This window comes from Micrococcus sp. 093350064-1 (assembly GCF_053627955.1).
The window spans coordinates 159,405-183,597 of the sequence record NZ_JBSEYU010000001.1 but is presented as its reverse complement, the minus strand read 5'-3'; the positions used below and the strand labels follow the sequence as shown (position 1 = coordinate 183,597).

At 73.4% G+C, this 24,193-nt stretch carries 25 protein-coding genes; 3 read left to right on the top strand and 22 right to left on the bottom strand.

The annotated features are described in order from the left end of the window. The first annotated feature begins 5 nt into the window (after positions 1 to 5). Entirely contained in the window at positions 6 to 359 is a 354-nt protein-coding gene (locus ACUW6W_RS00850) for a GNAT family N-acetyltransferase (protein ID WP_060973990.1), read from the top strand. Between the two features lie 55 nt (positions 360 to 414). On the opposite strand, the gene ACUW6W_RS00845 is transcribed toward ACUW6W_RS00850, so the two are convergent. The 5 genes from ACUW6W_RS00845 to ACUW6W_RS00825 form a co-directional block, all read right to left on the bottom strand. Further along, positions 415 to 2,235 (bottom strand): DEAD/DEAH box helicase, encoded by a 1,821-nt coding sequence (locus ACUW6W_RS00845; protein ID WP_081097748.1) that lies wholly within the window; start codon positions 2,233 to 2,235, stop codon positions 415 to 417. After that, positions 2,228 to 2,572 carry a DUF3039 domain-containing protein gene (locus ACUW6W_RS00840; RefSeq protein WP_010079007.1) on the bottom strand — a complete coding sequence of 115 codons (345 nt, stop codon included), beginning with the start codon at positions 2,570 to 2,572 and terminating at the stop codon, positions 2,228 to 2,230. Before ACUW6W_RS00840 ends, ACUW6W_RS00845 begins: the two co-directional genes overlap by 8 nt. Positions 2,573 to 2,595: 23 nt before the next feature. Next, positions 2,596 to 4,197, bottom strand: coding sequence for a hypothetical protein (locus ACUW6W_RS00835; RefSeq protein WP_060973991.1), 1,602 nt, complete (start codon positions 4,195 to 4,197; stop codon positions 2,596 to 2,598). Then, positions 4,188 to 5,012: an ABC transporter ATP-binding protein gene (locus tag ACUW6W_RS00830; protein WP_060973992.1), complete on the bottom strand. Its 825-nt coding sequence runs from the start codon at positions 5,010 to 5,012 to the stop codon at positions 4,188 to 4,190. Before ACUW6W_RS00830 ends, ACUW6W_RS00835 begins: the two co-directional genes overlap by 10 nt. 64 nt (positions 5,013 to 5,076) lie before the next feature. Beyond that, positions 5,077 to 6,033, bottom strand: coding sequence for a co-chaperone YbbN (locus ACUW6W_RS00825; RefSeq protein WP_230956233.1), 957 nt, complete (start codon positions 6,031 to 6,033; stop codon positions 5,077 to 5,079). 125 nt (positions 6,034 to 6,158) lie between these two features. On the opposite strand from ACUW6W_RS00825, the gene ACUW6W_RS00820 reads away from it, so the two are divergent. Further along, positions 6,159 to 7,481: an AI-2E family transporter gene (locus ACUW6W_RS00820; RefSeq protein ID WP_041103224.1), complete on the top strand. Its 1,323-nt coding sequence runs from the start codon at positions 6,159 to 6,161 to the stop codon at positions 7,479 to 7,481. A 33-nt stretch (positions 7,482 to 7,514) separates the two neighbouring features. On the opposite strand, the gene ACUW6W_RS00815 is transcribed toward ACUW6W_RS00820, so the two are convergent. Next, positions 7,515 to 7,874 carry a hypothetical protein gene (locus tag ACUW6W_RS00815; protein WP_041103226.1) on the bottom strand — a complete coding sequence of 120 codons (360 nt, stop codon included), beginning with the start codon at positions 7,872 to 7,874 and terminating at the stop codon, positions 7,515 to 7,517. Positions 7,875 to 7,926: 52 nt separating this feature from the next. On the opposite strand from ACUW6W_RS00815, the gene nucS reads away from it, so the two are divergent. Then, positions 7,927 to 8,622, top strand: a complete 696-nt coding sequence (nucS, locus tag ACUW6W_RS00810) for an endonuclease NucS (protein WP_041103228.1) — start codon at positions 7,927 to 7,929, stop codon at positions 8,620 to 8,622. Positions 8,623 to 8,636: 14 nt separating this feature from the next. On the opposite strand, the gene ACUW6W_RS00805 is transcribed toward nucS, so the two are convergent. The 16 genes from ACUW6W_RS00805 to thrB all read right to left on the bottom strand — a co-directional run bounded on the left by ACUW6W_RS00805 (position 8,637) and on the right by thrB (position 24,192). Further along, positions 8,637 to 9,026, bottom strand: a complete 390-nt coding sequence (locus tag ACUW6W_RS00805; protein ID WP_230259842.1) for a DUF2550 family protein — start codon at positions 9,024 to 9,026, stop codon at positions 8,637 to 8,639. A 34-nt stretch (positions 9,027 to 9,060) separates the two neighbouring features. After that, on the bottom strand, positions 9,061 to 9,336 hold the full coding sequence (locus tag ACUW6W_RS00800) for a F0F1 ATP synthase subunit epsilon (RefSeq protein ID WP_036313044.1): 276 nt from the start codon (positions 9,334 to 9,336) through the stop codon (positions 9,061 to 9,063). Between the two features lie 6 nt (positions 9,337 to 9,342). Further along, positions 9,343 to 10,800 (bottom strand): F0F1 ATP synthase subunit beta, encoded by a 1,458-nt coding sequence (gene atpD / locus ACUW6W_RS00795; RefSeq protein WP_041103230.1) that lies wholly within the window; start codon positions 10,798 to 10,800, stop codon positions 9,343 to 9,345. Positions 10,801 to 10,853: 53 nt separating this feature from the next. Then, positions 10,854 to 11,747, bottom strand: a complete 894-nt coding sequence (locus tag ACUW6W_RS00790) for a F0F1 ATP synthase subunit gamma (protein ID WP_041103232.1) — start codon at positions 11,745 to 11,747, stop codon at positions 10,854 to 10,856. Positions 11,748 to 11,830: 83 nt separating this feature from the next. Then, positions 11,831 to 13,465, bottom strand: coding sequence for a F0F1 ATP synthase subunit alpha (gene atpA / locus ACUW6W_RS00785; RefSeq protein ID WP_036334989.1), 1,635 nt, complete (start codon positions 13,463 to 13,465; stop codon positions 11,831 to 11,833). Positions 13,466 to 13,555: 90 nt separating this feature from the next. Next, positions 13,556 to 14,371, bottom strand: coding sequence for a F0F1 ATP synthase subunit delta (locus tag ACUW6W_RS00780; RefSeq protein WP_454179630.1), 816 nt, complete (start codon positions 14,369 to 14,371; stop codon positions 13,556 to 13,558). Then, complete coding sequence (locus ACUW6W_RS00775) at positions 14,368 to 14,922, bottom strand: F0F1 ATP synthase subunit B (protein WP_002857262.1); 555 nt, start codon at positions 14,920 to 14,922, stop codon at positions 14,368 to 14,370. The genes ACUW6W_RS00780 and ACUW6W_RS00775 overlap by 4 nt, the downstream gene beginning before the upstream one ends. A gap of 84 nt (positions 14,923 to 15,006) precedes the next feature. Beyond that, complete coding sequence (locus ACUW6W_RS00770) at positions 15,007 to 15,222, bottom strand: ATP synthase subunit C (RefSeq protein ID WP_002857264.1); 216 nt, start codon at positions 15,220 to 15,222, stop codon at positions 15,007 to 15,009. A 150-nt stretch (positions 15,223 to 15,372) separates the two neighbouring features. Next, the gene (atpB, locus tag ACUW6W_RS00765; protein ID WP_036382182.1) at positions 15,373 to 16,173 is read right to left on the bottom strand and encodes a F0F1 ATP synthase subunit A; all 801 of its coding nucleotides are present in this window, start codon (positions 16,171 to 16,173) and stop codon (positions 15,373 to 15,375) included. 231 nt (positions 16,174 to 16,404) lie between these two features. Continuing rightward, the gene (locus tag ACUW6W_RS00760) at positions 16,405 to 16,839 is read right to left on the bottom strand and encodes a hypothetical protein (protein WP_036382185.1); all 435 of its coding nucleotides are present in this window, start codon (positions 16,837 to 16,839) and stop codon (positions 16,405 to 16,407) included. Beyond that, positions 16,836 to 17,975, bottom strand: a complete 1,140-nt coding sequence (locus tag ACUW6W_RS00755) for an MraY family glycosyltransferase (protein WP_041103236.1) — start codon at positions 17,973 to 17,975, stop codon at positions 16,836 to 16,838. The genes ACUW6W_RS00760 and ACUW6W_RS00755 overlap by 4 nt, the downstream gene beginning before the upstream one ends. 9 nt (positions 17,976 to 17,984) lie before the next feature. Beyond that, positions 17,985 to 18,719, bottom strand: coding sequence for an L-threonylcarbamoyladenylate synthase (locus ACUW6W_RS00750; RefSeq protein ID WP_036313064.1), 735 nt, complete (start codon positions 18,717 to 18,719; stop codon positions 17,985 to 17,987). Beyond that, positions 18,716 to 19,618, bottom strand: a complete 903-nt coding sequence (gene prmC / locus ACUW6W_RS00745; protein ID WP_454179628.1) for a peptide chain release factor N(5)-glutamine methyltransferase — start codon at positions 19,616 to 19,618, stop codon at positions 18,716 to 18,718. Before prmC ends, ACUW6W_RS00750 begins: the two co-directional genes overlap by 4 nt. Beyond that, positions 19,615 to 20,724: a peptide chain release factor 1 gene (gene prfA, locus ACUW6W_RS00740; RefSeq protein ID WP_098093161.1), complete on the bottom strand. Its 1,110-nt coding sequence runs from the start codon at positions 20,722 to 20,724 to the stop codon at positions 19,615 to 19,617. Before prfA ends, prmC begins: the two co-directional genes overlap by 4 nt. Before the next feature lie 115 nt (positions 20,725 to 20,839). Beyond that, the gene (gene rho / locus ACUW6W_RS00735) at positions 20,840 to 22,918 is read right to left on the bottom strand and encodes a transcription termination factor Rho (RefSeq protein WP_041103238.1); all 2,079 of its coding nucleotides are present in this window, start codon (positions 22,916 to 22,918) and stop codon (positions 20,840 to 20,842) included. 320 nt (positions 22,919 to 23,238) lie between these two features. Beyond that, positions 23,239 to 24,192: a homoserine kinase gene (gene thrB / locus ACUW6W_RS00730; protein WP_041103240.1), complete on the bottom strand. Its 954-nt coding sequence runs from the start codon at positions 24,190 to 24,192 to the stop codon at positions 23,239 to 23,241. Position 24,193 lies beyond the last annotated feature (1 nt).

Sequence of the window (24,193 nt, the reverse complement as noted above, 5' to 3'; positions counted from 1 at the left end):
CAGCCATGACCGACTCCCCCATCGCCGCAGACCGGGACGGCATCCGCTACCTCTCCGGGGTGATCCCCGCCGCCGACGGCGGCCGTCTGGTCGGTCTGGCCCGCGTGGTCTCCGACGGCCACACCATCGCCTACCTGCAGGACATCCTCGTGGATCCGGGGCACCAGCGCCGCGGCATCGCCTCCGAGCTGCTGCGCCGCATCTTCGCCCGGTTCGGCCATGTGCGTCAGCACGTGCTGCTCACGGACACCGAGGAGCGCCAGCGCGCCTTCTACGAGGCCCATGGATTCCGTGAGTCCCGTGACGTGGAGGGCGACGAGCTGCGCGCCTTCGTGCGCTTCCAGTCCCGGGACGGCTGAACCCGGCGCTCAGGTCGGCACGGCCCGCGGGCGCCCGCCGCGCTCCCGACGGACCTCAGGTCCGGCCGACGAACCACCCGCGCAGGGTGCTCAGCCGCTTCTCCAGCTGCTCGCGGGAGGCCTGGGCCACGGCGGGGCCGCCGGAGATCTCCCGCAGGCGGTTGTGGATCACCCCGTGCGGCTGGCCGGAACGGGCCGCCCAGGCGGACACCGTCTTGGACAGCTCGGAGCGCAGCTCCTTCATCCGCCGGTGGTCCACGACGTCGGCGGGCTCGGCCGCCTGCGCACGCGGCCGGCGCTGGATCTGCTCGGCCTGCCGCTGCCGCAGCAGGGCGGAGACCTGCTCGGCGTCCAGCAGGCCCGGGATGCCGAGGAAGTCCTGCTCCTCCTCCGAGCCGACGGCGCCGCCGAGGCCGAACTCGCCGCCGTCGAAGAGCACCTTGTCGAAGCTCGCCCGGGACTCGAGGGCCTCGAACTTCTCCCGCGTCAGCGCGTCCGAGCCGCTCTCGGCCCGGTTGGCCTCCGCGATGAGGTCCTCCTCGGGGGCGTCCTCGAGGTCCTCGACCTCGACGGCGCCCTCCTTGCGGTCCAGCGCGTGGTCCCGCTCGAGCTCCATCTCGTTGGCCAGCAGCATGAGCGCGGGCACGGACGGCAGGAACACCGAGGCGGTCTCCCCACGCCGGCGGGAGCGCACGAAGCGGCCCACGGCCTGGGCGAAGAACAGGGGCGTGGACGTGGACGTGGCGTACACGCCCACGCACAGGCGGGGCACGTCCACGCCCTCGGACACCATGCGCACCGCCACCATCCACCGCTCGTCCGACGCGGCGAACTCCTCGATGCGATCCGAGGCGCCCTTGTCGTCCGAGAGGATCACGGCCGGCCGCTGGCCGGTCAGCGCCTCGAGCTGCGCGGCGTACGCGCGCGCGTCCTGGTGGTCCGTGGCGATCACGAGACCGCCGGCGTCGGGCACGTTGCGGCGCACCTCGCTGAGCCGCCGGTCGGCCGCGCGCAGCACGGACGGGATCCACTCGCCCGCCGGGTCCAGCGCGGTGCGCCAGGCGGAGGCGGTGATGTCCTTCGTGGCGGCCTCGCCGAGCTGAGCCTCCATGACCTCGCCGGTGGAGGTCTTCCAGCGCATCTGCCCGGAGTAGGCCATGAAGATCACCGGGCGCACCACGTGGTCCCGCAGCGCCGGGCCGTAGCCGTACGTGTAGTCCGCCTTCGACCGCTCGATGCCGTCCGCACCGAGTTCGTAGCGGACGAAGGGGATGGAGGCGGTGTCCGAGCGGAACGGGGTGCCGGTCAGGGACAGACGCCGCGTGGCCGGCTCGAACGCCTCACGGATGCCCTCGCCCCAGCTCAGGGCGTCGCCGCCGTGGTGGATCTCGTCCAGGATCACCAGCGTCTTGGCGGCCTCGGTGCGGTTGCGGTGCAGGACGGGCTTGTTCGCCACCTGGGCGTACGTCAGCGCCACCCCGCGGTACTCGGCGCCGTGCCGCCCGTCGGCGTTCTTGAAGTTCGGGTCGATCGCGATGCCGACGCGCGCGGCGTTGTCCGCCCACTGGCGCTTGAGGTGGTCCGTGGGCGCGACGACGGTCAGCCGCTGCACGACGCCGGAGTCCATCAGGATCTTGGCCACGCGCAACGCGAACGTCGTCTTGCCCGCGCCGGGGGTCGCGACCGTCAGGAAGTCCTGCGGGGCGGTCTGGAGGTAGCGCTCCAGCGCCTCCTGCTGCCACTGGCGCAGCTTGGGGGCCGTCCCCCACGCCGCGCGCTCGGGCATGGCGGGGGGAAGGTCCTCGCCGATGTGGAACAGGTCGTGCTGGACGCTGCCGTCCGGGGTGCCGCTCGTCAGGGAGCGGCCGTCAGCCACGGCCGCGGCCTCCGAACCAGCCACCGCGCTTGCCGCCGCCGTCGCCGTCGCCGCCGTCCTGCGGCTCGCGCAGGCCCTCGTAGATCTCCTTGCACGTGGGGCACACGGGGAACTTGTTCGGGTCCCGGCCCGGCACCCACACCTTGCCGCACAGGGCGATCACGGGGGCACCGGTGACGGCGGACTCCGTGATCTTCTCCTTGCGGACGTAGTGGGCGAAGCGCTCGTGGTCGCCCGGCTCGATCTCCTGGCGCAGCTCCTCACGCTCGAGGACGGACGTGCCGCCGCCGGCGGGCGCGAAGGGGTCGTTCAGGTCGGGTTCGCCGGTCACACTCATGCGGGCCAGTCTAGCCGCGCCCCTCAGAAGGCGGCCACGGCCTGGTAGGTCTCGGCCTGCGCGCGGTCGTACCAGCGCGCCCCCAGGCGCACGCCCAGCCACAGCGCGACGGCGCCCCACGCGAGCCCGAGCGCCACCGTCACCCAGCCCCACACGGCGGCCCCGGTGGCGAGCCGGACGACGAAGGGCACCAGGAACGGCACCGCGAGCGCCAGGCTGACCAGCATCGCGGCGCCCTGGACGAGCATCGTGCGCATGGCCGCGCCCTGCGGCGTCGCGAACGGGCTGTCCCCCGGCTTCGGGACCGGGTAGACGAAGCGGGCGGAGACGAACGCGGACAGCCCGGCGGTCGTCCCGAACAGGCCGAGGGCCAGGCCCAGCATCGGCGCCAGCAGGGACCAGTCCCCCGCCGCCGCCACCGTCGCCGTCGTCACGAGCAGGATCATCGGCACGCCCCAGCCCGCCAGGCCCAGGACCCGGCCCCAGCGGTCGTCCACGCCCCGCACGCCCGAGACGACGTGCAGGTGGAACGCCGTGTGGTCGTAGGCGATGTCCGCGGAGATCGAGTAGGCCAGGGACCAGGCGGTGATCGGCCCGAGGACCAGCAGCAGGCCCAGTCCGGGACCCCCCTCCCCGGCCATGCCCCCGGTGAACCACAGCAGGACGGCCATGAGCGGGATGATGATGAGCCCGGCCGCGTACCGCGGGTCAGCCAGCCAGTAGCGCTGGGCGCGGGCCGCGATCGCGGTGCGCGGGCCCGTGGCCGGTCGGCCCAGCCAGCGCAGCGGCGTCGGGTCCGCTCCCGCGGCGACGCGGCGGGACCGACCGCCGCCCACGGCCACCGGCTCCACGGTGCGGCGCACGGCCAGGTGCCACAGGGCCAGGGCGGCCAGGCACCAGGCGGCCGCCACCGCGAGGTGGAGCGCGACGGCGGCGCCGCGGCCCTCGGCGACCGCCCACGCCGCGGCGGGGCCCGCCCCGAACGGGGTCCACGCCGCGCCGCGGGCGATCTGGGGCGCGATCGCCAGGAAGTCCTCGAACGACGCGATGGCCCGCGAGAGGGCGAGGCCGCCGAGCATGAGCGGGATGAACAGCAGGACGGAGACGACGTCCCGCACCCGACGCCGGCTCGCGTAGGCGGCCAGGAGGCCGGCGAGACCGGAGCCGATCGCCACGGCGGTCACCGCGGTGAGCGCGCCCCCGACCAGGCCCACCGCCAGCGCGGCCGGCCGGTCCCACCAGCTGGCCCCCAGGCCCACCAGCACGGCCAGCGTGGCGAGCCCGACCGGCGTCGTGAAGGCGCTCAGGACCAGCCCGGCGATGAGGGTGCGGGCCGGGACGGGGAAGAGCACGAAGCTGTGCGGGTCGAGCGTGGCGTCGACGCCCGTGACGAACGGCGGGATGACGAGCCAGGCGAGCACCACGACGGCGGCGGCCAGCACGGTCGTGGCGCCGCGGGCCTCGTCCGGCAGGGCGGGCAGGCCCGTGACGAGCAGCGTCACCGCCACGGCGGCCATGCCGAGCACGTACAGCGCGCCGAGCACGCTCATCACCAGGGTGAACGGGGACCGGCGCCACTGGTTCAGGGTCAGCGTCCAGCGCAGTCGGACGAGCGTCAGAGCCATGCCAGCCCCTCCGAGCCGTGGCGGCCGCCGACGAGGTCCACGAAGCGGTCCTCGAGGTCGCGCCCGTCCCGGACCTCCTCGAGCGTGTCGGCGGCCCGCAGCGTCCCGGCCGCGATCACGGCGACGTGGGTGCACATGCGCTGGACGAGGTCCATCACGTGGCTCGAGACGATCACGGTGCCGCCCCGCTCCACGTACGAGTGCAGGATGTCCCGGATGTTCGCGGCGGAGACCGGGTCCACGGCCTCGAACGGCTCGTCCAGGACGAGCAGGTCCGGGGCGTGGACCATGGCGGCCGCCAGGGACACCTTCTTGGTCATGCCGGCGGAGTAGTCGGCCACGAGCTTGCGGCCGGCGTCCTCCAGGTCCATCACCCGCAGCAGGTCCGTGGTCCGCTCGGCCACGGTGTCCGCGTCGAGCCCGTGCAGCAGCCCGGCGTAGGTCACGAGCTGCGCGCCCGTGAGGCGGTCGAAGGTGCGCACGCCGTCGGCGAGCACGCCGACCCGTCGCTTGGCCTCGAGGGGCTGCTCCCACACGTCGACGCCGTGGATCCAGGCGCGGCCGTGGTCCGGGCGCAGCAGCCCGGTGGCCATGGACAGGGCGGTGGTCTTGCCCGCCCCGTTGGGCCCGACCACCCCGAAGAACGATCCGGCCGGGACGTCCAGGTCCAGCGCGTCGAGCGCCAGCTTGTCCCCGAACCGCTGGGTCAGCCCGCGCGTGACGAAGGCGAGGTCCGGATCGGGGGCGTCCACCGCGCGACGACGGGCGGCGGCCGCCAGGTGGGCGGGGGCAGGCTCGGGCGCATGCGGAGTCATGCCTGGGACGTTACCCACCGTCAAGCGGACACGGCGTCCTCCTCAGGGATGAACTGTGGGTCCCTCAGAACAGCGCTGCGGCCAGCCGACGCCGCGAGGCCTGCACACGGGGATCGTCCGTGCCCACCACGGTGTAGAGGTCCACGAGGTGGGCGCGCGCCGTCTCCCGGTCGTCGCCGGGGTGGAGGGCGATGAACCGCACGAGCCGGGCGAAGGCGTCCTCCACGTGGCCACCGAGCACGTCCAGGTCGGCGACGGCGAGCTGGGCGGCGACGTCGTCCGGGCCGTCCGCGGCGGCCGCGCGCACCGCCGCGGCGTCGGCGTCGCGGGTGCGCAGCATGAGGCGGGCCGCGGACAGGCCCTGCTGGGCCACGGCGTCCGCGGGGCTGTCGGCCAGCGCCGCCTCCCACGCCGAGACGGCCCCGGGCAGGTCGTCGGCGGCGAGGGCCTCATGGGCGGCCCGGTGCAGCGGCGGCACGGGCGGGGCCTCCGCGGCCGCGGCGCCGGCGTCCTGGCGCGCCGGAGCGACGGGGGGCACGGTGCCGGCGACGCCGTTCTGACGGGCCACCTCGAGGATCTCCCCCATGAGCTGGCGCAGCGTCTCCTCCGGCACCTCCTGATTGACCAGCGGCACCGGCTGCCCCGCCACCACGGCCATGACCGCGGGGCCGGCCCCCAGGCCCAGCGCCTGCAGCACGGTGGGCTCCTTCGCCACGTCCAGACGCGCGAGCACGAGCCGTCCCGCCTGGGCGTCGACCGCGTCCGCGAACTGCCGGTAGAGCGCCTCGCTCGCCGCGTCCCCGGGCACGTGCAGGTGCAGCAGCACCGGCACCTGGGCGGAGAGCTGGACCAGCTGCTGCAGCAGACCCTGGTCGGCGTCCGCGATCACCCACGAGCCGCCGCCGGCGCCGGCGTCGGCCCCCGGGGCGGTCCGCCCGGCCGGGGCCGGGGTGCCGAGCGAGGACAGGTCGACGGCGCCGCGCAGGTGGGACGGGGCGTCGGAGGGGGGCTGGGCGGTCACGTCGGTCACGATCCTTCCGGTCCGGGTCCGCCCCGTCGCCGGGGCGAGAGGCGTTGTCACTGCGCCCCACGGTAGCCTCCCCGGCGCGGCGCGGTCAGGCCGGGGCCCTGACGTACGCTGAGCGCGTGGAGGAGAAGGAGACCGCATCCGGCCCGGACGCCGCCGGCGTCGCCGACGTCCGCGCCCCGGCCGAGCCCGAGGGCACCGAGCAGCCGCCCGTGGCCGGCATCCCCGTGGAGCCGGTCGGGGTGGCCGCCGCGCCGCCGTCGCACGGGCCGACGCCCGCCGGGCGTCGTCGACTGCCCCGCCTGGGCTCCGTCCTGCGGCGGCGCCGACCCTTCCTCGAGGAGGACCGGGTGGACCCCGAGTCGGTCCCCGTCGACGGCGCCGAGGATCCGGCGGTCGCGGCCGTGGCTCTCGAGTCCCCCGTGCTGACCGGCTTCCTGCTCGCGGTGGGCGTGGCCCTGGCCATCGGCGTCGTCTCGGTGCTGCGCACGAACGGACACCTCATCGTGTGGATCGCCGCGGCCCTGTTCATCGCCCTGGGCCTGGATCCGCTGGTGCGCCGGGTCGAGTCCTGGGGCGCGCCCCGCTGGGTCGGCGTGCTCACGGCCGCGCTCGGCCTGGCCGCCGTGGCCGGGGCGTTCGTCGCCCTCCTGGTCCCCACGGTGATCGAGCAGTCCACGCAGCTGGTCCAGGACCTGCCGGCCATCATCGACGGGGTGATGACCGCCGAGTGGTTCGTGCAACTCGACGAGGAGTTCCACCTCCAGGAGGCCGTTCGCGCCCAGACCGAGCGCCTCGCCGCCGACGGCGTCGCCGTCACCGACCTGTTCGGCGGGCTCCTCGGCTTCGGCCAGACCGTGCTGAACGCCGTCTTCTCGGTGCTCGTGGTGGTCGTGCTGACGCTGTACTTCCTCTCCTCCCTGCCGCACATGAAGTACTGGGCCTACCGGCTCGCACCGCGTTCGCGCCGGCCCCGGATCGAGGCGCTGTCCGAGCAGATCACCTCCTCGGTCGGCCACTACGTGATGGGCCAGTCCTTCGTGGCCGCCCTCAACGGCGCGGTGGCGTTCACGGCGCTGGCCATCGCCGGCGCCCCCTTCGCCGTCCTGCTCGCCGCGATCGCCGCCTTCATGGCGTTCATCCCGCTGGTGGGCGCCGCGATCGGCGGTACGCTGCTGACCCTCGTGAGCCTGCTGACCTCGTGGCAGACCGCCGCCGTGTTCGCGGCCATCTACTTCGTCTACCTGCAGATCGAGGCCTACGTCATCTCGCCGCGTGTCATGGCGCGCGCGGTGTCCGTGCCGGCGGCCGTGGCCGTGATCGCGGTGATCGCCGGTGGCGCGCTGCTGGGCGTCCTCGGCGCCCTCATGGCGATCCCGCTCGCCGCCGCGCTGCTGCTGCTGGTCCGCGAGGTCTTCATCCCCCGCCAGGACGCCCGGTAGGCCCACGACGGCGGCGCGGCCCGGACCGCGCGGTCAGCGGCCCGGTCGGGTGCGCCAGCACACCGGGTGCCAGTGCCGCCGGTCCGCCCCCGCGTCCTCATCCCCCATGATCCAGTCGGCGCGCCAGGCCACGAGGTGCGCCTGGCCCTGCCGGATCACCTGACCGCAGCCGGGGCACGTGTAGTCCTTCACCGCGCGCCACGCGGGGATCTGCCGGACGTGCCATCCGCCGTCGGACCCGGACTGGCGCGAGTAGCCCGCGTCCAGGCCGAGGAGCTCCTCGAGCGGGTCGGCGCGCCCCGGCGACGGCCGGGACCGCCGGGAGGCGCCGGAGGCCCCGCGCTCGCTCCGCCGAGGCGCGGACGAGCGGCGGGGGCGGTTCGAACGGGGCATGCCTCCATGCTGGCACAAGAGCCGGTGGGCGCGGTCCGCCTAGGATGGACCGGTGCGACTCGTCATTGCCCGCTGCTCCGTGACCTATGAGGGCCGCCTGAACGCCCACCTGCCCACCGCCACCCGCCTGCTCATGGTGAAGGCGGACGGCTCGGTGCTGGTGCACTCCGACGGCGGCTCCTACAAGCCCCTCAACTGGATGTCGCCGCCCGCGACCCTGCACGTGGAGGAGCCCTTCCCCGACCAGGCCGACCAGGGGGTGACGCAGGTCTGGCGCGTGCAGGCCAAGAAGTCCGACGACCGGCTCATCGTGCTCATCGAGGAGGTCCTGGCGGACGACTCCCACGAGCTCGGCGTGGACCCCGGCCTCGTCAAGGACGGCGTGGAGGCGGATCTGCAGCGTCTGCTGGCCGAGCAGATCAGCCTGCTCGGCGACGGCCACACCCTCGTGCGCCGCGAGTACATGACGGCGATCGGCCCCGTGGACATCCTGGCCCGCGACGCCGACGGCGGCACCGTGGCGGTCGAGCTCAAGCGCCGCGGGGACATCGACGGGGTCGAGCAGCTCACCCGCTACCTCGAGCTGATGAACCGGGACCCGCTCCTGGCGCCCGTGCGCGGCGTGTTCGCGGCCCAGCAGATCAAGCCCCAGGCCCGCACCCTCGCCGAGGACCGCGGCATCCGCTGCGTCACCCTCGACTACGACGCGATGCGCGGCGTGGACGACGCCGAGTCCCGCCTGTTCTGAGGCGCCGGGCGGGCTCAGCGGCGCCAGAAGGACGACGCCGCGGACGGCCCCGCCTCGCTCCAGGCGCGCAGGGCGCCGGCGTCGTCGGGGTCGACGACGACGCGCACCGGACGTGTGCCGGCGCTCAGCTCCAGGACGGCCCGGCCGGCCTCGTCCGCCGGGAGGCGGTCGATCTGCAGGCGGCTCCGGTCCGCGCTCCAGCGCTCCCGCGAGAGGCGCCAGCCCCCGGTGAGGCGCAGGCGGGACTCGTCGTACACGCCGATCACACGCTCACGCCCCGGGCCCTCCCGCTCCAGGACCGCAGGGAAGGCGGCCGTGACACGGGCGAGGGCCCGGCGCCGCATCACCAGGGCGAGTGCCGACAGCACGATGACTGCCACCACGGTCGCCGAGGCGATGAGCACCGGGCCCTCCACCGTCAGGTCCTGCCGCGCCGCGTCAGGCCGCCGCGGCGTCGCCCAGCCGGGCGGACGTCGCGGCGATCACGACACGGTCGTGGTCCACGGAGAAGAAGCCGCCGCGGGCCTGCGCGGTGACGGTGCCGCCGTCCGTGGTCCGCACCACGACCTCGCCGTCGCCGAGGACGGCGAGCATCGGGGTGTGGCCCGGGAGGATGCCGATCTCACCGTTGACGGTGCGCGCCGACACGGCCGACGCGGCGCCCGACCAGATGGACCGCTCCTCGGAGACGATCTCGACGTTGAGCTCAGCCATGATCGATCAGCCCTCGGCCTGGATCTTGGCCCACTCGCGCTCGACGTCGTCCAGGCCGCCCACGTTGTAGAAGGCCTGCTCCGCGACGTGGTCCAGGTCGCCGTCGGCGATGGCCTTGAAGCCCTCGACGGTGTCCTTGACCGGCACGGTGGAGCCCTCGACGCCGGTGAACTGCTTGGCGGTGTAGGTGTTCTGCGAGAGGAACTGCTCGATCTTGCGGGCGCGGCCCACGGTGATCTTGTCCTCCTCGGAGAGCTCGTCCACACCGAGGATCGCGATGATGTCCTGCAGCTCCTTGTTCTTCTGCAGGATCTGCTTCACGCGGATGGCCACGTCGTAGTGGTCCTGGCCCACGTACTGCGGGTCGAGGATGCGCGAGGTCGAGGCCAGCGGGTCCACGGCCGGGTACAGGCCACGGGACGCGAGGTCACGGGTCAGGTTGGTGGTCGCGTCCAGGTGCGCGAACACGTTGGCCGGGGCCGGGTCGGTGTAGTCGTCCGCGGGGACGTACACGGCCTGCATCGAGGTGATGGAGTGGCCGCGGGTCGAGGTGATGCGCTCCTGGAGCACACCCATCTCGTCCGCCAGGTTCGGCTGGTAGCCCACGGCGGAGGGCATGCGGCCCAGCAGCGTGGAGACCTCGGAACCGGCCTGCGAGAAGCGGAAGATGTTGTCGATGAACAGCAGCACGTCCTGGTTCTGCACATCGCGGAAGTACTCCGCCATGGTCAGCGCGGACAGGGCCACACGCAGACGCGTGCCCGGCGGCTCGTCCATCTGGCCGAACACGAGGGCGGTGTCCTTCAGGACGTCCGCCTCGTCCATCTCGACCCAGAGGTCGTTGCCCTCACGGGTGCGCTCGCCGACGCCGGCGAACACGGAGGTGCCGCCGAAGTTGCGGGCCACACGGGTGATCATCTCCTGGATGAGCACGGTCTTGCCCACGCCGGCGCCGCCGAACAGGCCGATCTTGCCGCCCTTGATGTAGGGGGTCAGCAGGTCGATGACCTTGATGCCGGTCTCCAGCATCTCGGTGGAGCCCTCGAGGGACGCGAAGTTCGGGGCCGGGCGGTGGATCGGCCAGCGGTCCTCGGCCTGCAGCTGCGAGGTCGGCATGTCCAGGGTCTCGCCGAGCACGTTGAAGATGTGGCCCTTCACGGCGTCGCCGACCGGCACCGAGATGGGGGCACCGGTGTCCACGACGTCGGTGCCGCGCACCAGGCCGTCGGTGGACTGCAGGGAGATGGCGCGGACCATGTTGTCGCCGAGGTGCTGGGCGACCTCGAAGGTGACCGTGCGGCGCTGGCCGTTGAAGTCGATCTCGGTGGTCAGCGCGTTGTAGATCTCCGGCATCGCGTTGGCCGGGAACTCGGCGTCGATCACGGGGCCGATGACGCGGGACACGCGTCCGGTGGCACCGCCGGTGGGGGTCCCGGTGCCCTGGTCAGTGATGGTGGCAGTCATCTCTCTCACTTCTATCGTGTGTGGATGGCGAGTCTGGTGAGTCCCGAACGGGCTCAGGAGTTGTTGAGCGCGTCCGCGCCCGCGATGAGCTCGGTGAGCTCCTGGGTGATCTCGGCCTGACGGGCGTTGTTCATCAGGAGGGTGTAGTCCTTGATGAGGCTCGTGGCGTTGTCGCCCGCCGACTTCATGGCGCGCTGACGGTTGGCGAGCTCCGAGGCCGCCGACTGCAGCATCGCGTTGAAGATGCGCGACTCGATGTACTTGGGCAGCAGCGCGTCGAGGACCTCCTCCGCGTCCGGCTCGTACTCGTAGAGCGGCAGCACGTCCTCGGCGGTGGCGGCCTCCTCCTCGACGACCTCGAGGGGCAGCAGGCGCACCACGTGGGGGTTCTGCTTCACGAGCGAGACGAACTCGGTGAACACGACGTGGATCTCGTCCACGCCGCCGTCCGCCGTGTCCGTGAGGAACGCATCCACGAGCACCTCGCCGATCTCGGCGGCGCGCTCGGCGACGGGGGCGTCCGTCTGACCGGTCCACAGCTTCTTGTAGCCGCGGCCGCGGAAGTCGAAGTACGTCTGCGCCTTGCGGCCGACGACGTACACGTCCACGTCCTTGCCCTCCTCGCCGAGGCGGGTGAGGAGCTGCTCGGCCTTGCGCAGCACGTTCGCGGAGTACGCGCCGGCGAGGCCGCGGTCCGAGGACATGATGAGCACGGCCGCCCGGGTCGGGTTCTCGGGCTCCGTGGTGAGGACATGATCGATGTCGTGCTGGCTCGACACGGCCGAGACGGCGCGGGTGATCGCGTTCGCGTAGGGCAGCGACGCGCTGACGCGCTCACGTGCCTTGGTGATGCGAGACGTGGCGATCAGCTCCATCGCCTTGAAGATCTTCTTCATCGACGACGTCGACGCGATCTTCTGACGGTAGACCCGGATCTGGGCTCCCATGGTGGTCCTTTCCCTGGCGGGAGGGCGGCCCGGCGTCGTCCCCGTGGGGTCCGACGCCGGACCGCTCCCTCACCGACCGGCGGTCAGCGCTTCTGCTTGGTGATCTGCTCCTGCGCGACCTGGTCCTGCTCGATCGCGCGGTGCTCCTCGTGGCCGGCCTGCACGCCGCCGTCCTCGGAGGACTGGAAGCCCTTGGAGAACTCGGCGACGGCCGACTCGAGCGCGGACACGGTGCCGTCCTCGAGCTTGCCGGTGGAGGCGATGTCGGTCAGGACGGAGGTGTGGCGACGCAGGTGGTCGATGAACTCGCGCTCGAAGCGCAGCACGTCCTGCACCGGCACCTCGTCGAGGTGGCCCTTGGAGCCGGCCCAGATGGACACGACCTGCTCCTCGACCGGGTAGGGCGAGTACTGCGGCTGCTTGAGCAGCTCCATGAGGCGCTCACCGCGGGCGAGCTGGCGGCGGGTGGCCGGGTCCAGGTCGGAGGCGAACATGGAGAACGCCTGCTGGTCGCGGTACTGCGCCAGGTCCAGCTTCAGCGTGCCGGAGACCTTCTTCATGGCCTTGACCTGGGCGGCGCCGCCCACGCGGGACACCGAGATGCCCACGTCCACGGCAGGACGCTGGTTGGCGTTGAACAGGTCCGACTGCAGGAAGATCTGGCCGTCGGTGATGGAGATGACGTTGGTCGGGATGTAGGCCGACACGTCGTTCGCCTTGGTCTCGATGATCGGCAGGCCGGTCATCGAGCCTGCGCCCATCTCGTCCGAGAGCTTGGCGCAGCGCTCGAGGAGCCGGGAGTGCAGGTAGAAGACGTCGCCCGGGTAGGCCTCGCGGCCCGGCGGGCGGCGCAGCAGCAGGGAGACGGCGCGGTAGGCCTCGGCCTGCTTCGACAGGTCATCGAAGATGATCAGCACGTGCTTGCCGCCGTACATCCAGTGCTGGCCGATGGCCGAGCCGGCGTAGGGGGCGAGGTACTTGAAGCCGGCCGGGTCGGACGCCGGGGAGGCCACGATGGTGGTGTACTCCAGGGCGCCGTGCTCCTCCAGCGTGGCGCGGACGCCGGCGATGGTGGAGGCCTTCTGGCCCACGGCCACGTAGACGCAGCGGACCTGCTTCTCGACGTCGCCCGACTCCCAGTTGGCCTTCTGGTTGAGGATCGTGTCGACGGCGATCGCGGTCTTGCCGGTCTGGCGGTCACCGATGATCAGCTGACGCTGGCCACGGCCGATCGGGATCATGGCGTCGATGGCCTTCATGCCGGTCTGCAGCGGCTCGTGGACCGACTTGCGCTCGGTCACGGTCGGCGCCTGCAGCTCGAGGGCACGGCGGCCCTCGGCCTCGATCGGGCCCAGGTCGTCGATGGGCTGGCCCAGTGGGTCCACCACGCGGCCCAGGAAGGCGTCGCCCACCGGAACGGAGAGGATCTCGCCGGTGCGCTGCACCTCCATGCCCTCGCGGATCTCCTGGAACTCGCCGAGGACGACGACACCGATCTCGCGGGTGTCGAGGTTCTGGGCCAGGCCCTGGATGCCGTTCTCGAAGCGCAGCAGCTCGTTCGCCATGACGGAGGGCAGACCCTCCACACGAGCGATGCCGTCCGCCGCGGAGATGACACGGCCGACCTCGGTGCGATCGGTGCCCGACGGTTCGTACGATGCCGCGAAATCATTCAAGGCATTGCGGACATCGTCAGCGTTGATGGTCAATTCGGCCATCTGCAGTCCCTGCTCTCTGTGCTTGGTGATCATCGACGTGACGATGATGCTTACGTTCGTGGGTGTTCCGGATGCGGGCGGGAGCCGGCGTCAGCCGGCCATCCGCCGCTGGAGGTCGTGGAGGCGCGAGGCCATGGACCCGTCGACGACGTCGTCGCCGACCTGGACGCGGATGCCGCCCACCACGTGGGGGTCCACCGTCACGTCCATGACGAGATCGCGGCCGAAGGCGCGGCGCAGGCCCAGGGCCAGCCGCTCCTGCTGCTCGGCCTCGAGCGGCCGGGCCACGGTCACCTCGGCGATCCACTGGCGCTGCCGCTCGGCGACGACGTCCGCGGCCTTGCGGATAGCGGCGGACGGCTTCAGGCCGCGCGGGGCCGAGACGGCGCGCTCGACCAGCAGTCGGCCGGCCGGGCTGGCCGACTCGCCCAGGAGACGACCGGCCAGAGCGGCCCGTGCCTCGAGGGGTGCGTGCTGATCGGTGAGCGCCCGCTGCACCTCGTGCGAGTCCTCCACCGTGCGGTTGAAGGCCAGCAGCTCGCCCGAGAGGGCGGCCAGGCCCGCGTGTCCGCCGCGTGCGGCCTCCGCGGCGGCCGCGTGCGCGGCCACCGTCTCGAGGGCGTCCCCGAGATCGCGCTCCGCCGACCAGCGGCGGCCGGCCAGGTCCTTGAGGACCTGCAGTGCACCGGGGGTCACCCGGGCGCCGAACAGCGAGTCGACGAGGCCGTGACGGCGCTCGGTGGTCCAGGCGGGGTCGGTCAGGGCGCGGCGCAGGGCGCCGTGCTCGTCCACCACGTCCAGCGCGCCGAACAGCTCGCGTGCCAGGGCCACGCCGCCCTCGTCCAGCACCGGACCGACGGCCTCCAGGGAGGCGGCCAGGGAGTCCCTCGATGCGCCCGTCATCATTCGGCGACACCTGCGCTCTGGTGACGGTCCAGGTCAGCCAGGAAGCGGTCGACCACGCGCTGCGAGCGGGCGTCGTCCTCGAGGGACTCGCCCACGATCTTGCCGGCCAGGGTCGTGGCCAGCGAGCCGACCTCGCCCTTGAGCTGCGCGGCGGCCTGCTGACGCTCGGCGGCGATCTGCGCCTGCGCCTGCTCGGAGATGCGCGTCGCCTCGGCGGTCGCGCGCTCGCGCGCCTCGGCCACGATCTCGGCGGCCTCGGTGCGGGCATCCTCGCGGATGCGGTTCGCCTCGGTGCGGGCGTCCGCCAGCTGCGACTCGTAGTCCGCCATCATCGCGTTCGCCTCGGCCTGGGCCTTCTCAGCCTTGGCCAGACCGCCCTCGATCGCCTCGACACGGTCCTGGTAGGACTTCTCGAGGGTCGGGACGATGAACTTGATGACGATGAACATGAGCAGGGCGAAGCCCACCACGACGACGAGGATCTCCCACGGGTTGGGGATCAGGGGGTTGGCCCCCTCAGCCGCCGCGAGGATCAGTCCGTTGCTGATCATGTTTCAACCATCCTTCGGTCAAGAGTCCTGTGGAGAGGGAGCACCGACGGTCTCACCGTGCGGGCGCTCCGTGGACGCGGCGCGTCAGGCGCCGATGACGAAGGCGAAGACGAGGCCCAGGATGGCGAGGGCCTCGGCGAGCGCGAAGCCCAGGAGGGCGATCGGCTGCAGGATGCGCTGGGCCTCCGGCTGACGGGCGACGCCGTTGATGTAGGCGGCGAAGATCAGGCCCACGCCGATGGCGGAGCCGATGGCGGCGAGGCCGTAGCCGATCATGTTGAGCGAACCGTGCAGTTCCATGGTGTTCCTTTCACGAGGCCGAGGTGTCCGGCCGGGTTGTGGAGGGTCGGCCTCCCGGGTGGTCCTCCTGCGGAGGGCCGGGAAGACTGGTGGCGGGCTCTCCCGCCGTACCGCAGCCGCCTGGGTCGTGCCCGAGGCGGCCCCGGAAGATCAGTGGTCGTTCGCGTCGATCGCGCCCTGGATGTAGATCGCGGTCAGCAGCGTGAAGACGAAGGCCTGCAGGTACATGATCAGCAGCTCGAGGAAGTACAGGGCCACCGAGCCGAGGATGACCAGGATGCCGGTGCCCTGCAGGGCCAGGCTGCCGGTCTGCGTGATCAGGTAGGCGGCGCCGGCGCCGGCGAGCATCACGATCATGTGGCCGGAGAGCATGGTGGCCATCAGACGCAGGGAGTGGGTCAGCGGGCGCACGATGAAGTTGGAGATGATCTCCAGCGGCACGAGCAGCGGCAGGATCCAGCCGGGCACACCCGAGGGCACGACGGCCAGCTTCAGGTAGCGCACGCCGTGGCGCTTGATGCCGACGCCGATCCAGATCGCGTAGACGATGAGGGCCAGGCCGTAGGCGGCGCCCGCGTGGGAGAAGGTCGGCAGCTGCAGCACCGGGATGGCGCCGAACAGGTTGTTCAGCAGCACGAAGAAGAAGATGGAGAAGAGCAGCGGGACCCACTGCTTGAAGTTCTTCTCGCCCAGGATGTCCTTCGCGATGTCGTTCCGGACGAAGGAGTAGCCGGACTCGGCGAGCCACTGGGCCTTGCCGGGCACGAGCCGGGGACGGCGCATGGCCCACGCGAAGAAGGCGGTGATGAGCACTACGGAGAGCAGGACGAGCAGCATCTGCTTGCCGAAGCCGGTGCCGTACTCCGCACCCCAGGGGAAGATCTCCGGGAGGTGACCATCAGAGATGGTGGGGGGCACGAATGATGCGTTGGCCAGCACGAGGGTCAGCACGCGGTTCCTCTCCGAAGTGATGCAGTCGACGGGACCGCAGCCTCGTCCCCGGACCACAGGCGGGCGCCGCGACATTGCGGGGGTACCGGTGCGATGCGAGACACGGATGGCGGCAGGTGGGCGCCGTCGAAGTGTTCGCCGCCAACGATACCAAACGGTGACCCGTGCTCCGTACCGCAGAAGGGGCCCACGACATGGCCCCCGGCTCGGTGTCTTCGCCCCTCGGGCGGGTCAGTCGGTGTAGATCCCGCGGCGGGTCCGCGCGAAGACGAGGACCTCCGCGGCCTGCCAGACGAGGATCGTCACGAGGGCGGCGATCGCCGCCGCGTCCGCCCGGACCCAGCCGGGGCGGGGCAGGACCCCCAGCAGCACCGCGAACACCGCGATCTTGAGCACGAACAGCCCCACGCTGACCGGCAGCGCCGCCTCGCGCGCCCGGTCCCACACGAGTGCCGTCGTCGCCCCGGTGAGCGCCGAGAGCGCGAGCACCGCGCCGCCGCCCAGCAGGGCGCTCCCGGCCGCCTCCCCGCCGACGGAGAGCAGCCACGCGGCGCACGTGATCGCCAGGGCAGCCCCCGCCGCGGTCAGGGACCACCCGAGGATCCCCCACCAGCCGCGGCGGTTCTCCCAGCGGCGCCGGCGTCGGCGGCCGCCCGCCCCGGTCACGCGTCCCCCCGCTCGTCCGGGTGGGCCGCGGCGTCGTGCCGGTCCGCGCGACGGCGCTCCACGATCGGATGCAGGGTGAGGTAGCCGGCTCCGGCCAGGGCCACGGCGAGCACGGGTAGGACGATCATGTGGTCCACGAAGTTCAGGGACACCGCGCCCCATGCCACGAGGAACGCCCAGAGCCAGAGCAGCGCGACGGCCTGCGCCTGGGTGTAGCCGCCGTCCACGAGCTTGTGGTGCAGGTGCCCGCGGTCCGCCGAGAAGGGGCTGGTGCCCTTGGCCGTGCGCCGCAGCACGGCCAGGGCGAGGTCCGCGAGCGGCAGGGCGAGGACGGCGACGGGCAGCAGGATCGGCGTGTAGGCGGGGACGTTGCGGAAGCGCATCCCGTCCAGGGCGTTGACGTCGGCGGTCACGGCGACCGCGGCCGCGGCCATCAGCAGGCCGATGAGCATGGCCCCCACCTCGCCCATGAAGATGCGGGCCGGGGACAGGTTCCACGGCAGGAAGCCCACGCACGCGCCGACGAGCAGGGCCATGAGCAGGGTGGCGAGGTTGGCGTAGTCGAACTGGTTGATGGTCCGCGTCAGCAGATACGAGTAGACGAAGAAGGCCGAGCCGCCGATCAGCGCGACGCCCGCCGCCAGGCCGTCCAGACCGTCCACGAAGTTGATCGCGTTCATCGTCAGCACCACGGCGAACACCGTGAGGATGACCTGCGTGGTCTCGTTCCCCACCGGGATCCAGCCCACCGGCATCGCCTCGATGCGGATCCCGCCCAGGGCCACCGCGAGTCCGGCCAGCACCTGGCCGGCCATCTTCACCCACCAGCGCAGGTCCCACATGTCGTCGGCGATGCCCACGACGAGCACGACGGCGACGGCGACCAGGAGCCCGCGCATCGCGGCGTCGTCCGCGTAGATCCCCTGGAGGAACGGCACGACTCCCCCGACGGCGAATCCCACCAGCACGGCCGCGGCCATGGCCACGCCGCCCAGCTTCGGCACGGGGTGCCGGTGCACATCCCGCTGGCGCAGCGGGGTGAACACGCGCGCGCCCAGCCCCAGCCGGCGCATGAGGGGCGTCAGGGCCCCGCAGGCGACGGCCGTGACCATGACCAGGACGAGATACGCGCGCATGGGGGCCGGTCAGGCCTCCCGGTCGGCGGGGCGCGCCGCGGCGGCGTCGTCGGCGGCCGCGATCCGCTCGGCGGCGACCGGCGGCTCCTCGCCCTCGGCGAGCAGGTCCGGCACCACCGCGCGCAGCTCCTCCAGGGGCACGGAGCCCTGCCGGGCCACGCGGAACGGGGTGACGGTGCAGTCCACGATCGTCGAGGGATCCCGGCTCTCGCGGGGGCCGGCGTCGAGGTAGAGGGCCACGGACTCCCCCAGCATCGAGCGGGCGGCGTCGGCGGTGGTGGCGGCGTCCATGCCGGTGCGGTTCGCGCTGGAGACGGCCATGGGGCCGACGGCGTAGAGCAGTTCGCGGGCCACCGCGTCGTCGGGCACGCGCAGGGCGACGGTGCCGCGGGTCTCGCCGAGGTCCCAGGTCAGCGTGGGCTGGGACTTGAGGATGAGCGTGAGGGCGCCGGGCCAGAAGCGCCCGGCGAGGGCCTCGGCCTCCTCCGGCACGTCGTACGCGAGGCCGGCCATGACGCGGCGGTCCGCGATGAGCACGGGCGGCGGCATGGTGCGGCCACGGCCCTTGGCGGCCAGCAGCACGGCCACGGCCAGCGGGGAGAACGCGTCCGCTCCGATGCCGTAGACGGTGTCCGTGGGCAGGACCACGCAGCCGCGGTCCGCGAGGACCTCGCGGGCGCGGGCCACGGCATCCTCGAGGGCGGCCGGATCCGAGACGTCGATGAAGTCACTCACGTCGGTCATTCTTCCACCTCCGCGCCCGCCACGGCGTCGCAGGACCGGCGCGCCGTGAGGAACCGGTCTCGTCCGGTGAGGTCCTGGTGGACTCGGACGCCCGTGAACCGCCGGTCCGCGCCGAGGGCGGCCAGGAGGGCCGGGCCCTGCGTCTCGTGGTGCTCCATGGCGAACAGGCCGCCCGGGACGAGCAGGTCCGCCGCCCGGTGCGCGATGGCGCGCGGGATCCGCAGCCCGGGCGCGTCCCCGCCGTAGAGCGCCCGCGCCGGGTCCAGTCGGGCCTCCGGTTGGACGGGCACCTCGGCCCCGGGCACATAGGGCGGGTTGCTCACGACGACGTCCACGCGGCCCTCGAGGTCGGGGCATGCGACAAGGGCATCACCTTGTCGCAGGTCGACCCCGCGCGGGGCGAGGTTCCGCCGGGCCCAGTCGGCCGCCGTCGGGTCGAGCTCGACGGCGGTGACGGCGAGCGGGCGGCCCCGCGCCTCGCCCCACCCCGCGACGGCCGCGGCGATCGCGCCGGAGCCGGTGCACAGGTCCACCACGACGCCCGCCGCGGGCCGCGCGGCCAGGTCGGCCACGACGGTCTCCACGAGCAGCTCGGTCTCCGGCCGCGGGATGAAGACGCCCGGGCCGACCGCCAGGTCGAGCCCGTGGAAGTGCGCGACGCCGGTCAGGTGCTGGACGGGCTCGCGGGCGGCGCGGCGCCCGACGAGCGCCTCGAACGCCGCCGCCTGCGCGGGCTCGGCCACGGCCCCGGCGAACACCCGGGCCAGCAGCGCGCCGCGGTCGAGTCCGAGCACGTGGGCCAGCAGCAGCTCGGCGTCCACGCGCGGCGAGTCGATGCCCGCCGCGGTCAGGCGGGCGGCGGCGTCGCGCAGCAGCGCGGACCAGGCCGGTGCGCTCACGCGTCCCCGCCCAGCGCGGCGAGCCGCCGCTGCTCGTCGAGGGCGAGGCAGGAGGCGATCACGGCCTCGAGGTCGCCGTCGAGGACCGCGTCGAGGTTGTGCGCCTTGTAGCCGGTGCGGTGGTCCGCGATCCGGTTCTCCGGGAAGTTGTAGGTGCGGATGCGTTCCGAGCGGTCCATGGTGCGCACCTGCGCGGCGCGCGCCGCGGAGTCCTCGGCGTCCTGCTCCGCCCGCTGCCGCTCGAGCAGCCGCGACCGCAGCACGCGCAGCGCGGCCTCGCGGTTCTGGATCTGGGACTTCTCGTTCTGCATGGAGACGACGATCCCCGTGGGCAGGTGCGTCAGGCGCACCGCGGAGTCGGTCGTGTTGACGGACTGGCCGCCCGGCCCGGAGGAGCGGAAGACGTCCACCTTGAGGTCGTTCGGATCGAGGTGGACCTCGTCCGGGGCGTCCACCTCGGGCAGCACGAGCACGCCGGCGGCGGAGGTGTGGATGCGGCCCTGGGACTCGGTGACGGGCACGCGCTGCACTCGGTGCACGCCGCCCTCGAACTTGAGCCGGGCGTAGACGCCGTCGGCCGGGTCGGCCGCGCTCCCCCGCACCGCCACGTGGACGTCCTTGTAGCCGCCCAGGTCGGAGTGCGTGGCGGAGAGGACCTCCGTCTTCCAGCCCCGGGACTCGGCGTAGCGCAGGTACATGCGCAGCAGGTCGCCGGCGAACAGGGCCGCCTCCTCGCCGCCCTCGCCGCCCTTGATCTCGAGGATCACGTCGCGCGCGTCGTCGGGGTCGCGCGGGATCAGCAGCCGGCGCAGCCGTTCGGCGGCCTCGGCCTCGGCCGCCTCCAGACCGGGCACCTCGGCCGCGAAGGCCGCCGCGTCGTCGTCGCCGGCCGCGGCCAGCTCCCGCGCGTCGGCCAGCTCCTCCGCGGCCGCCGACCAGGCGCGGTGCGCCGTCACCACGGCGCCGAGCTCGGCGAACCGCCGGTTCAGCCTCCGGGCGAGCGCCGGGTCCTGGTGCACCGCCGGGTCGGACAGGCGCGCCGTCAGCTCGCGATGCTCCGCCAGGAGCCGATCCACGGCCTCGCGCCGCTGCTCCGAATCGAACACGTGCGTGCCTCTCCTCCTCCGGCCTCAGCGGGCCGGGCTGTCCGACGCGGACGGCCCCGCCCCGTCCGGCGGAGACGAGCTCCCCCGGGCGGGACGGGGCCGTGCGACGGGGCGGTCAGTCGTCGCCCTTGGACCCCAGCGTGGTCTTGGAGACCAGCATGAGGAACTCGGCGTTGGACGCGGTGTCCTTGATCTTGTTGGTGAGCAGGTCGAGGGCCTGCTGCTGCTCGAGGCCAGAGAGCACCCGGCGCAGCTTCCACATGATCTTGACCTCCTCCTGCGAGAGCAGGGCCTCCTCGCGGCGGGTGCCGGACGCGTTGACGTCCACCGCCGGAAAGATGCGGCGCTCCGCGAGGTGACGGGACAGGCGCAGCTCCATGTTGCCGGTGCCCTTGAACTCCTCGAAGATCACCTCGTCCATGCGCGAGCCGGTCTCGACCAGCGCGGTGGCCAGGATGGTCAGCGAGCCGCCGTTCTCGATGTTGCGGGCGGCGCCGAAGAACTTCTTCGGCGGGTACAGCGCCGAGGAGTCCACACCGCCGGAGAGGATGCGGCCCGAGGCCGGGGCGGCCAGGTTGTAGGCGCGGCCCAGGCGGGTCATGGAGTCGAGCAGCACGACGACGTCGCGGCCCATCTCCACGAGGCGCTTGGCGCGCTCGATGGCCAGCTCGGCGAGGGTGGTGTGGTCGTCCGCCGGGCGGTCGAACGTGGAGGCGATGACCTCGCCGTCCACCGACCGCTGCATGTCGGTGACCTCCTCGGGGCGCTCGTCGACGAGCACCATCATGAGGTGGACCTCGGGATTGTTCGTCTTGATCGCGTTGGCGATCGACTGCAGGATCATCGTCTTGCCGGCCTTGGGCGGGGAGACGATGAGGCCGCGCTGGCCCTTGCCGATGGGGCTGACCAGATCGATCACGCGGGGGCCGATCAGCTTGGGATCGGTCTCCAGGCGCAGGCGCTCCTGCGGGTACAGCGGCACGAGCTTGCCGAACTCCACGCGCTGCGGGTGCTCGACGGCGGGCTGACCGTTGACCGAGGAGATCTTCACCAGGGCGTTGAACTTCTGACGGTTGGAGCCGCCGCCGTGGTGCTGCTGCTTCTCACCGTCGCGCGGGGCGCGGATCGCGCCGACGACGGCGTCGCCCTTGCGCAGACCGTACTTCTTCACCATGGCCAGGGAGACGTAGACGTCGTTCGGGCCCGGCAGGTAGCCGGAGGTGCGGACGAACGCGTAGTTGTCCAGCACGTCGAGGATGCCGGCCACGGGCTGCAGGACGTCGTCCTCGGTCAGCTCGGTCTCGTCGACCTCGGGGCCGCCGCGGCCACGGCGGTTGCGGCCGCGCTCGTTGCGGTTGCGGCGGTTGCGACGGTTGCGGCCGCCCTCGTCGTCGCGGTCGTCGCGGCGGCTGCGGTCCCCGCGTCCGCCGTCGCCCCGGCCACCGTCCTCGGACTTGTCGCCGCGCTGCTCGCGCGAGCCGTCGCGGCCGTTCTCACGGTCCCGGTTGTTCTCGCGGCCGTTCTCGCGGTCGCGGCCGTTGTCGCGGTCCCGCCCGTTGCGGCCGTTGCGGCCGCGGCCGTTCTCGCGCCCGTTGTCGTCACGGTCCTCCCGGTCGCCGCGGCGGTCCGCGTCGGCGCCGTCCTCGCCCTGGGCGCCGTCGGAGCGACGGTCCTGACCCTGCTGGGCGTCGTCGTCGCCGGCGCGGCGGCGGCCGCGGGAACGGCGCTCGGACTGCGGGCGGTCCTCGCCCTCGTCGCGGGTCTCGGACCCCCCGGACCGATCCTGGTCCGAGGCGGTCTCCCGGGGGGCCTGCTCGGTCTGGGCCTCGCGGGCCTCGGCCTGGGGCTGCCCGTCCTGGGCGGCGGCCGGAGCGGAGGTGTCGGCGTCGGCGCGGCGCGAGCGGCGGCGGGCCGGGCGCTCGGCGGCCGGGGCGGCGTCCTCTGAGGACGCGGCCGCCGGGGCGGTCTCGGCGGCGGGGGCCGCGGGGGCCTGGGCCGCGCGCTCGGCGGCGTCGCGGTCCGCCACGGAGCCGCCGCGCTGGTGGTCGGAGATCGCGGTCACCAGGTCGGCCTTGCGCATGCGCGAGCCGCCGGCGATGCCGAGCTGGGAGGCCAGGGCCTGGAGCTGGGCGAGCTTGAGCGAGGCCAGGCCACCGCCGTTCGTCGGCGTGGTCTGTTCCGTGGATTCGGTCACGAAGGTTCCTTCTCCCTCGAATGCGGCCCGGCGGCGCGTGGCGCGTCGGGCTGCGGTGTGCATCCGGTCGGGCCGCGCAGCGGCGCCCCAGAAAACCGGGTTTCATGGTGTGAACTCAGCAGTGGCGCCTCCCCTGATCGTGCGCAGTCGCTGCGTGACGGGGCGGAGGCGTCCGGACTCGACCGAGCCGGAGCGGATCCCGCACGCCGGCCGTGCGCAGCACGGGATGGATCGCGGCGGGGTTCCGGCCGACGGCGCACGGTGCGTCCGGCCGTCACAGGCCCGGGCACCGGAGACCCGGGCCGCGCGAGGCGGTGGGGTCAGCCGTGGTGGAGTGATTCCACCCTAACACCGTCCACGGCCACGCACGGCACCAGCACGCGCCAGGCGGCCGCCCCGTCCGCCGTCAGAGCACGCGCCGCCTCCGTGGCGTGCTCGGCCGCCTGGACGCCGTCGCACAGCGCGAGCACCGTGGGACCCGCGCCGGAGACGACGGCGGCGTGGCCGCGCTCGCGCAGCCCCGCGACCAGTGCGGCGCTGGCCGGCATGGTCACGGCGCGCGGCTCCTGGTGCAGCCAGTCGCGCGTGGCGGCCGGCAGCAGCGCGGGGTCCTCCGCCAGCGCGTGGACGAGCAGCGCGGCACGGCCGGCCTGGGCCGCCGCCACGGCGTGGGGCACCTCGGCGGGCAGCACGCCCCGGGCGACGTGGGTGGACAGCTCGGTGTCCGGGATCGCGACCACCGGCACCACGCGCTCGTGCAGCCGCAGCCGCGCCGTGGCCGGGCCGGGGACGTCGTCACGGGTCCAGGAGACGGTGGCCCCGCCCACGAGCGCGGGGGCGACGTTGTCCGGGTGCCCCTCGAAGCGGGTGGCCGCCTCGAGCAGGTCCGCGGGCGCCCGGCGCAGCGCGGCCGGCAGCAGGGCCTCGGCCGCGGCGTAGGCCGCGACGACGGCGGCCGCGGACGAGCCGAGTCCGCGGGCGTGCGGGATCCGGTTCACGGCGCGCAGGTGCAGCCCCGGCGCGGTGAACCCGCGGTCCCGCAGGTGCTCGTGCGCCAGGCGCAGGATCAGGTGCGCGCCGTCCCGCGGCAGGGTGGCCGCGCCCTCCCCCTCGACCTCCGCGACGTCGGGGCCCGCCACGACCGTGAGCGTCACCTCGTCGCGCAGCTCCAGGGCCAGGCCCATCGAGTCGAAGCCGGGGCCGAGGTTGGCGGAGGTGGCGGGGACGGAGACGGACGCGGCGGTCCCGGGCGCCAGCGGCTGCGGTGCGGCCATG

Bases quoted from the DNA above. Each gene is read 5' to 3' on its own strand.
- ACUW6W_RS00815 (WP_041103226.1), bottom strand. From the start codon at position 7,874: ATGCCCCGTTCGAACCGCCCCCGCCGCTCGTCCGCGCCTCGGCGGAGC.
- ACUW6W_RS00790 (WP_041103232.1), bottom strand. From the start codon at position 11,747: ATGGGAGCCCAGATCCGGGTCTACCGTCAGAAGATCGCGTCGACGTCG.
- ACUW6W_RS00850 (WP_060973990.1), top strand. From the start codon at position 6: ATGACCGACTCCCCCATCGCCGCAGACCGGGACGGCATCCGCTACCTC.
- ACUW6W_RS00780 (WP_454179630.1), bottom strand. From the start codon at position 14,371: ATGATGACGGGCGCATCGAGGGACTCCCTGGCCGCCTCCCTGGAGGCC.
- ACUW6W_RS00755 (WP_041103236.1), bottom strand. From the start codon at position 17,975: ATGCGCGCGTATCTCGTCCTGGTCATGGTCACGGCCGTCGCCTGCGGG.
- atpD (WP_041103230.1), bottom strand. From the start codon at position 10,800: ATGACTGCCACCATCACTGACCAGGGCACCGGGACCCCCACCGGCGGT.
- ACUW6W_RS00775 (WP_002857262.1), bottom strand. From the start codon at position 14,922: ATGATCAGCAACGGACTGATCCTCGCGGCGGCTGAGGGGGCCAACCCC.
- ACUW6W_RS00770 (WP_002857264.1), bottom strand. From the start codon at position 15,222: ATGGAACTGCACGGTTCGCTCAACATGATCGGCTACGGCCTCGCCGCC.
- atpA (WP_036334989.1), bottom strand. From the start codon at position 13,465: ATGGCCGAATTGACCATCAACGCTGACGATGTCCGCAATGCCTTGAAT.
- ACUW6W_RS00800 (WP_036313044.1), bottom strand. From the start codon at position 9,336: ATGGCTGAGCTCAACGTCGAGATCGTCTCCGAGGAGCGGTCCATCTGG.
- ACUW6W_RS00835 (WP_060973991.1), bottom strand. From the start codon at position 4,197: ATGGCTCTGACGCTCGTCCGACTGCGCTGGACGCTGACCCTGAACCAG.
- ACUW6W_RS00840 (WP_010079007.1), bottom strand. From the start codon at position 2,572: ATGAGTGTGACCGGCGAACCCGACCTGAACGACCCCTTCGCGCCCGCC.
- thrB (WP_041103240.1), bottom strand. From the start codon at position 24,192: ATGGCCGCACCGCAGCCGCTGGCGCCCGGGACCGCCGCGTCCGTCTCC.
- ACUW6W_RS00750 (WP_036313064.1), bottom strand. From the start codon at position 18,719: ATGACCGACGTGAGTGACTTCATCGACGTCTCGGATCCGGCCGCCCTC.
- ACUW6W_RS00830 (WP_060973992.1), bottom strand. From the start codon at position 5,012: ATGACTCCGCATGCGCCCGAGCCTGCCCCCGCCCACCTGGCGGCCGCC.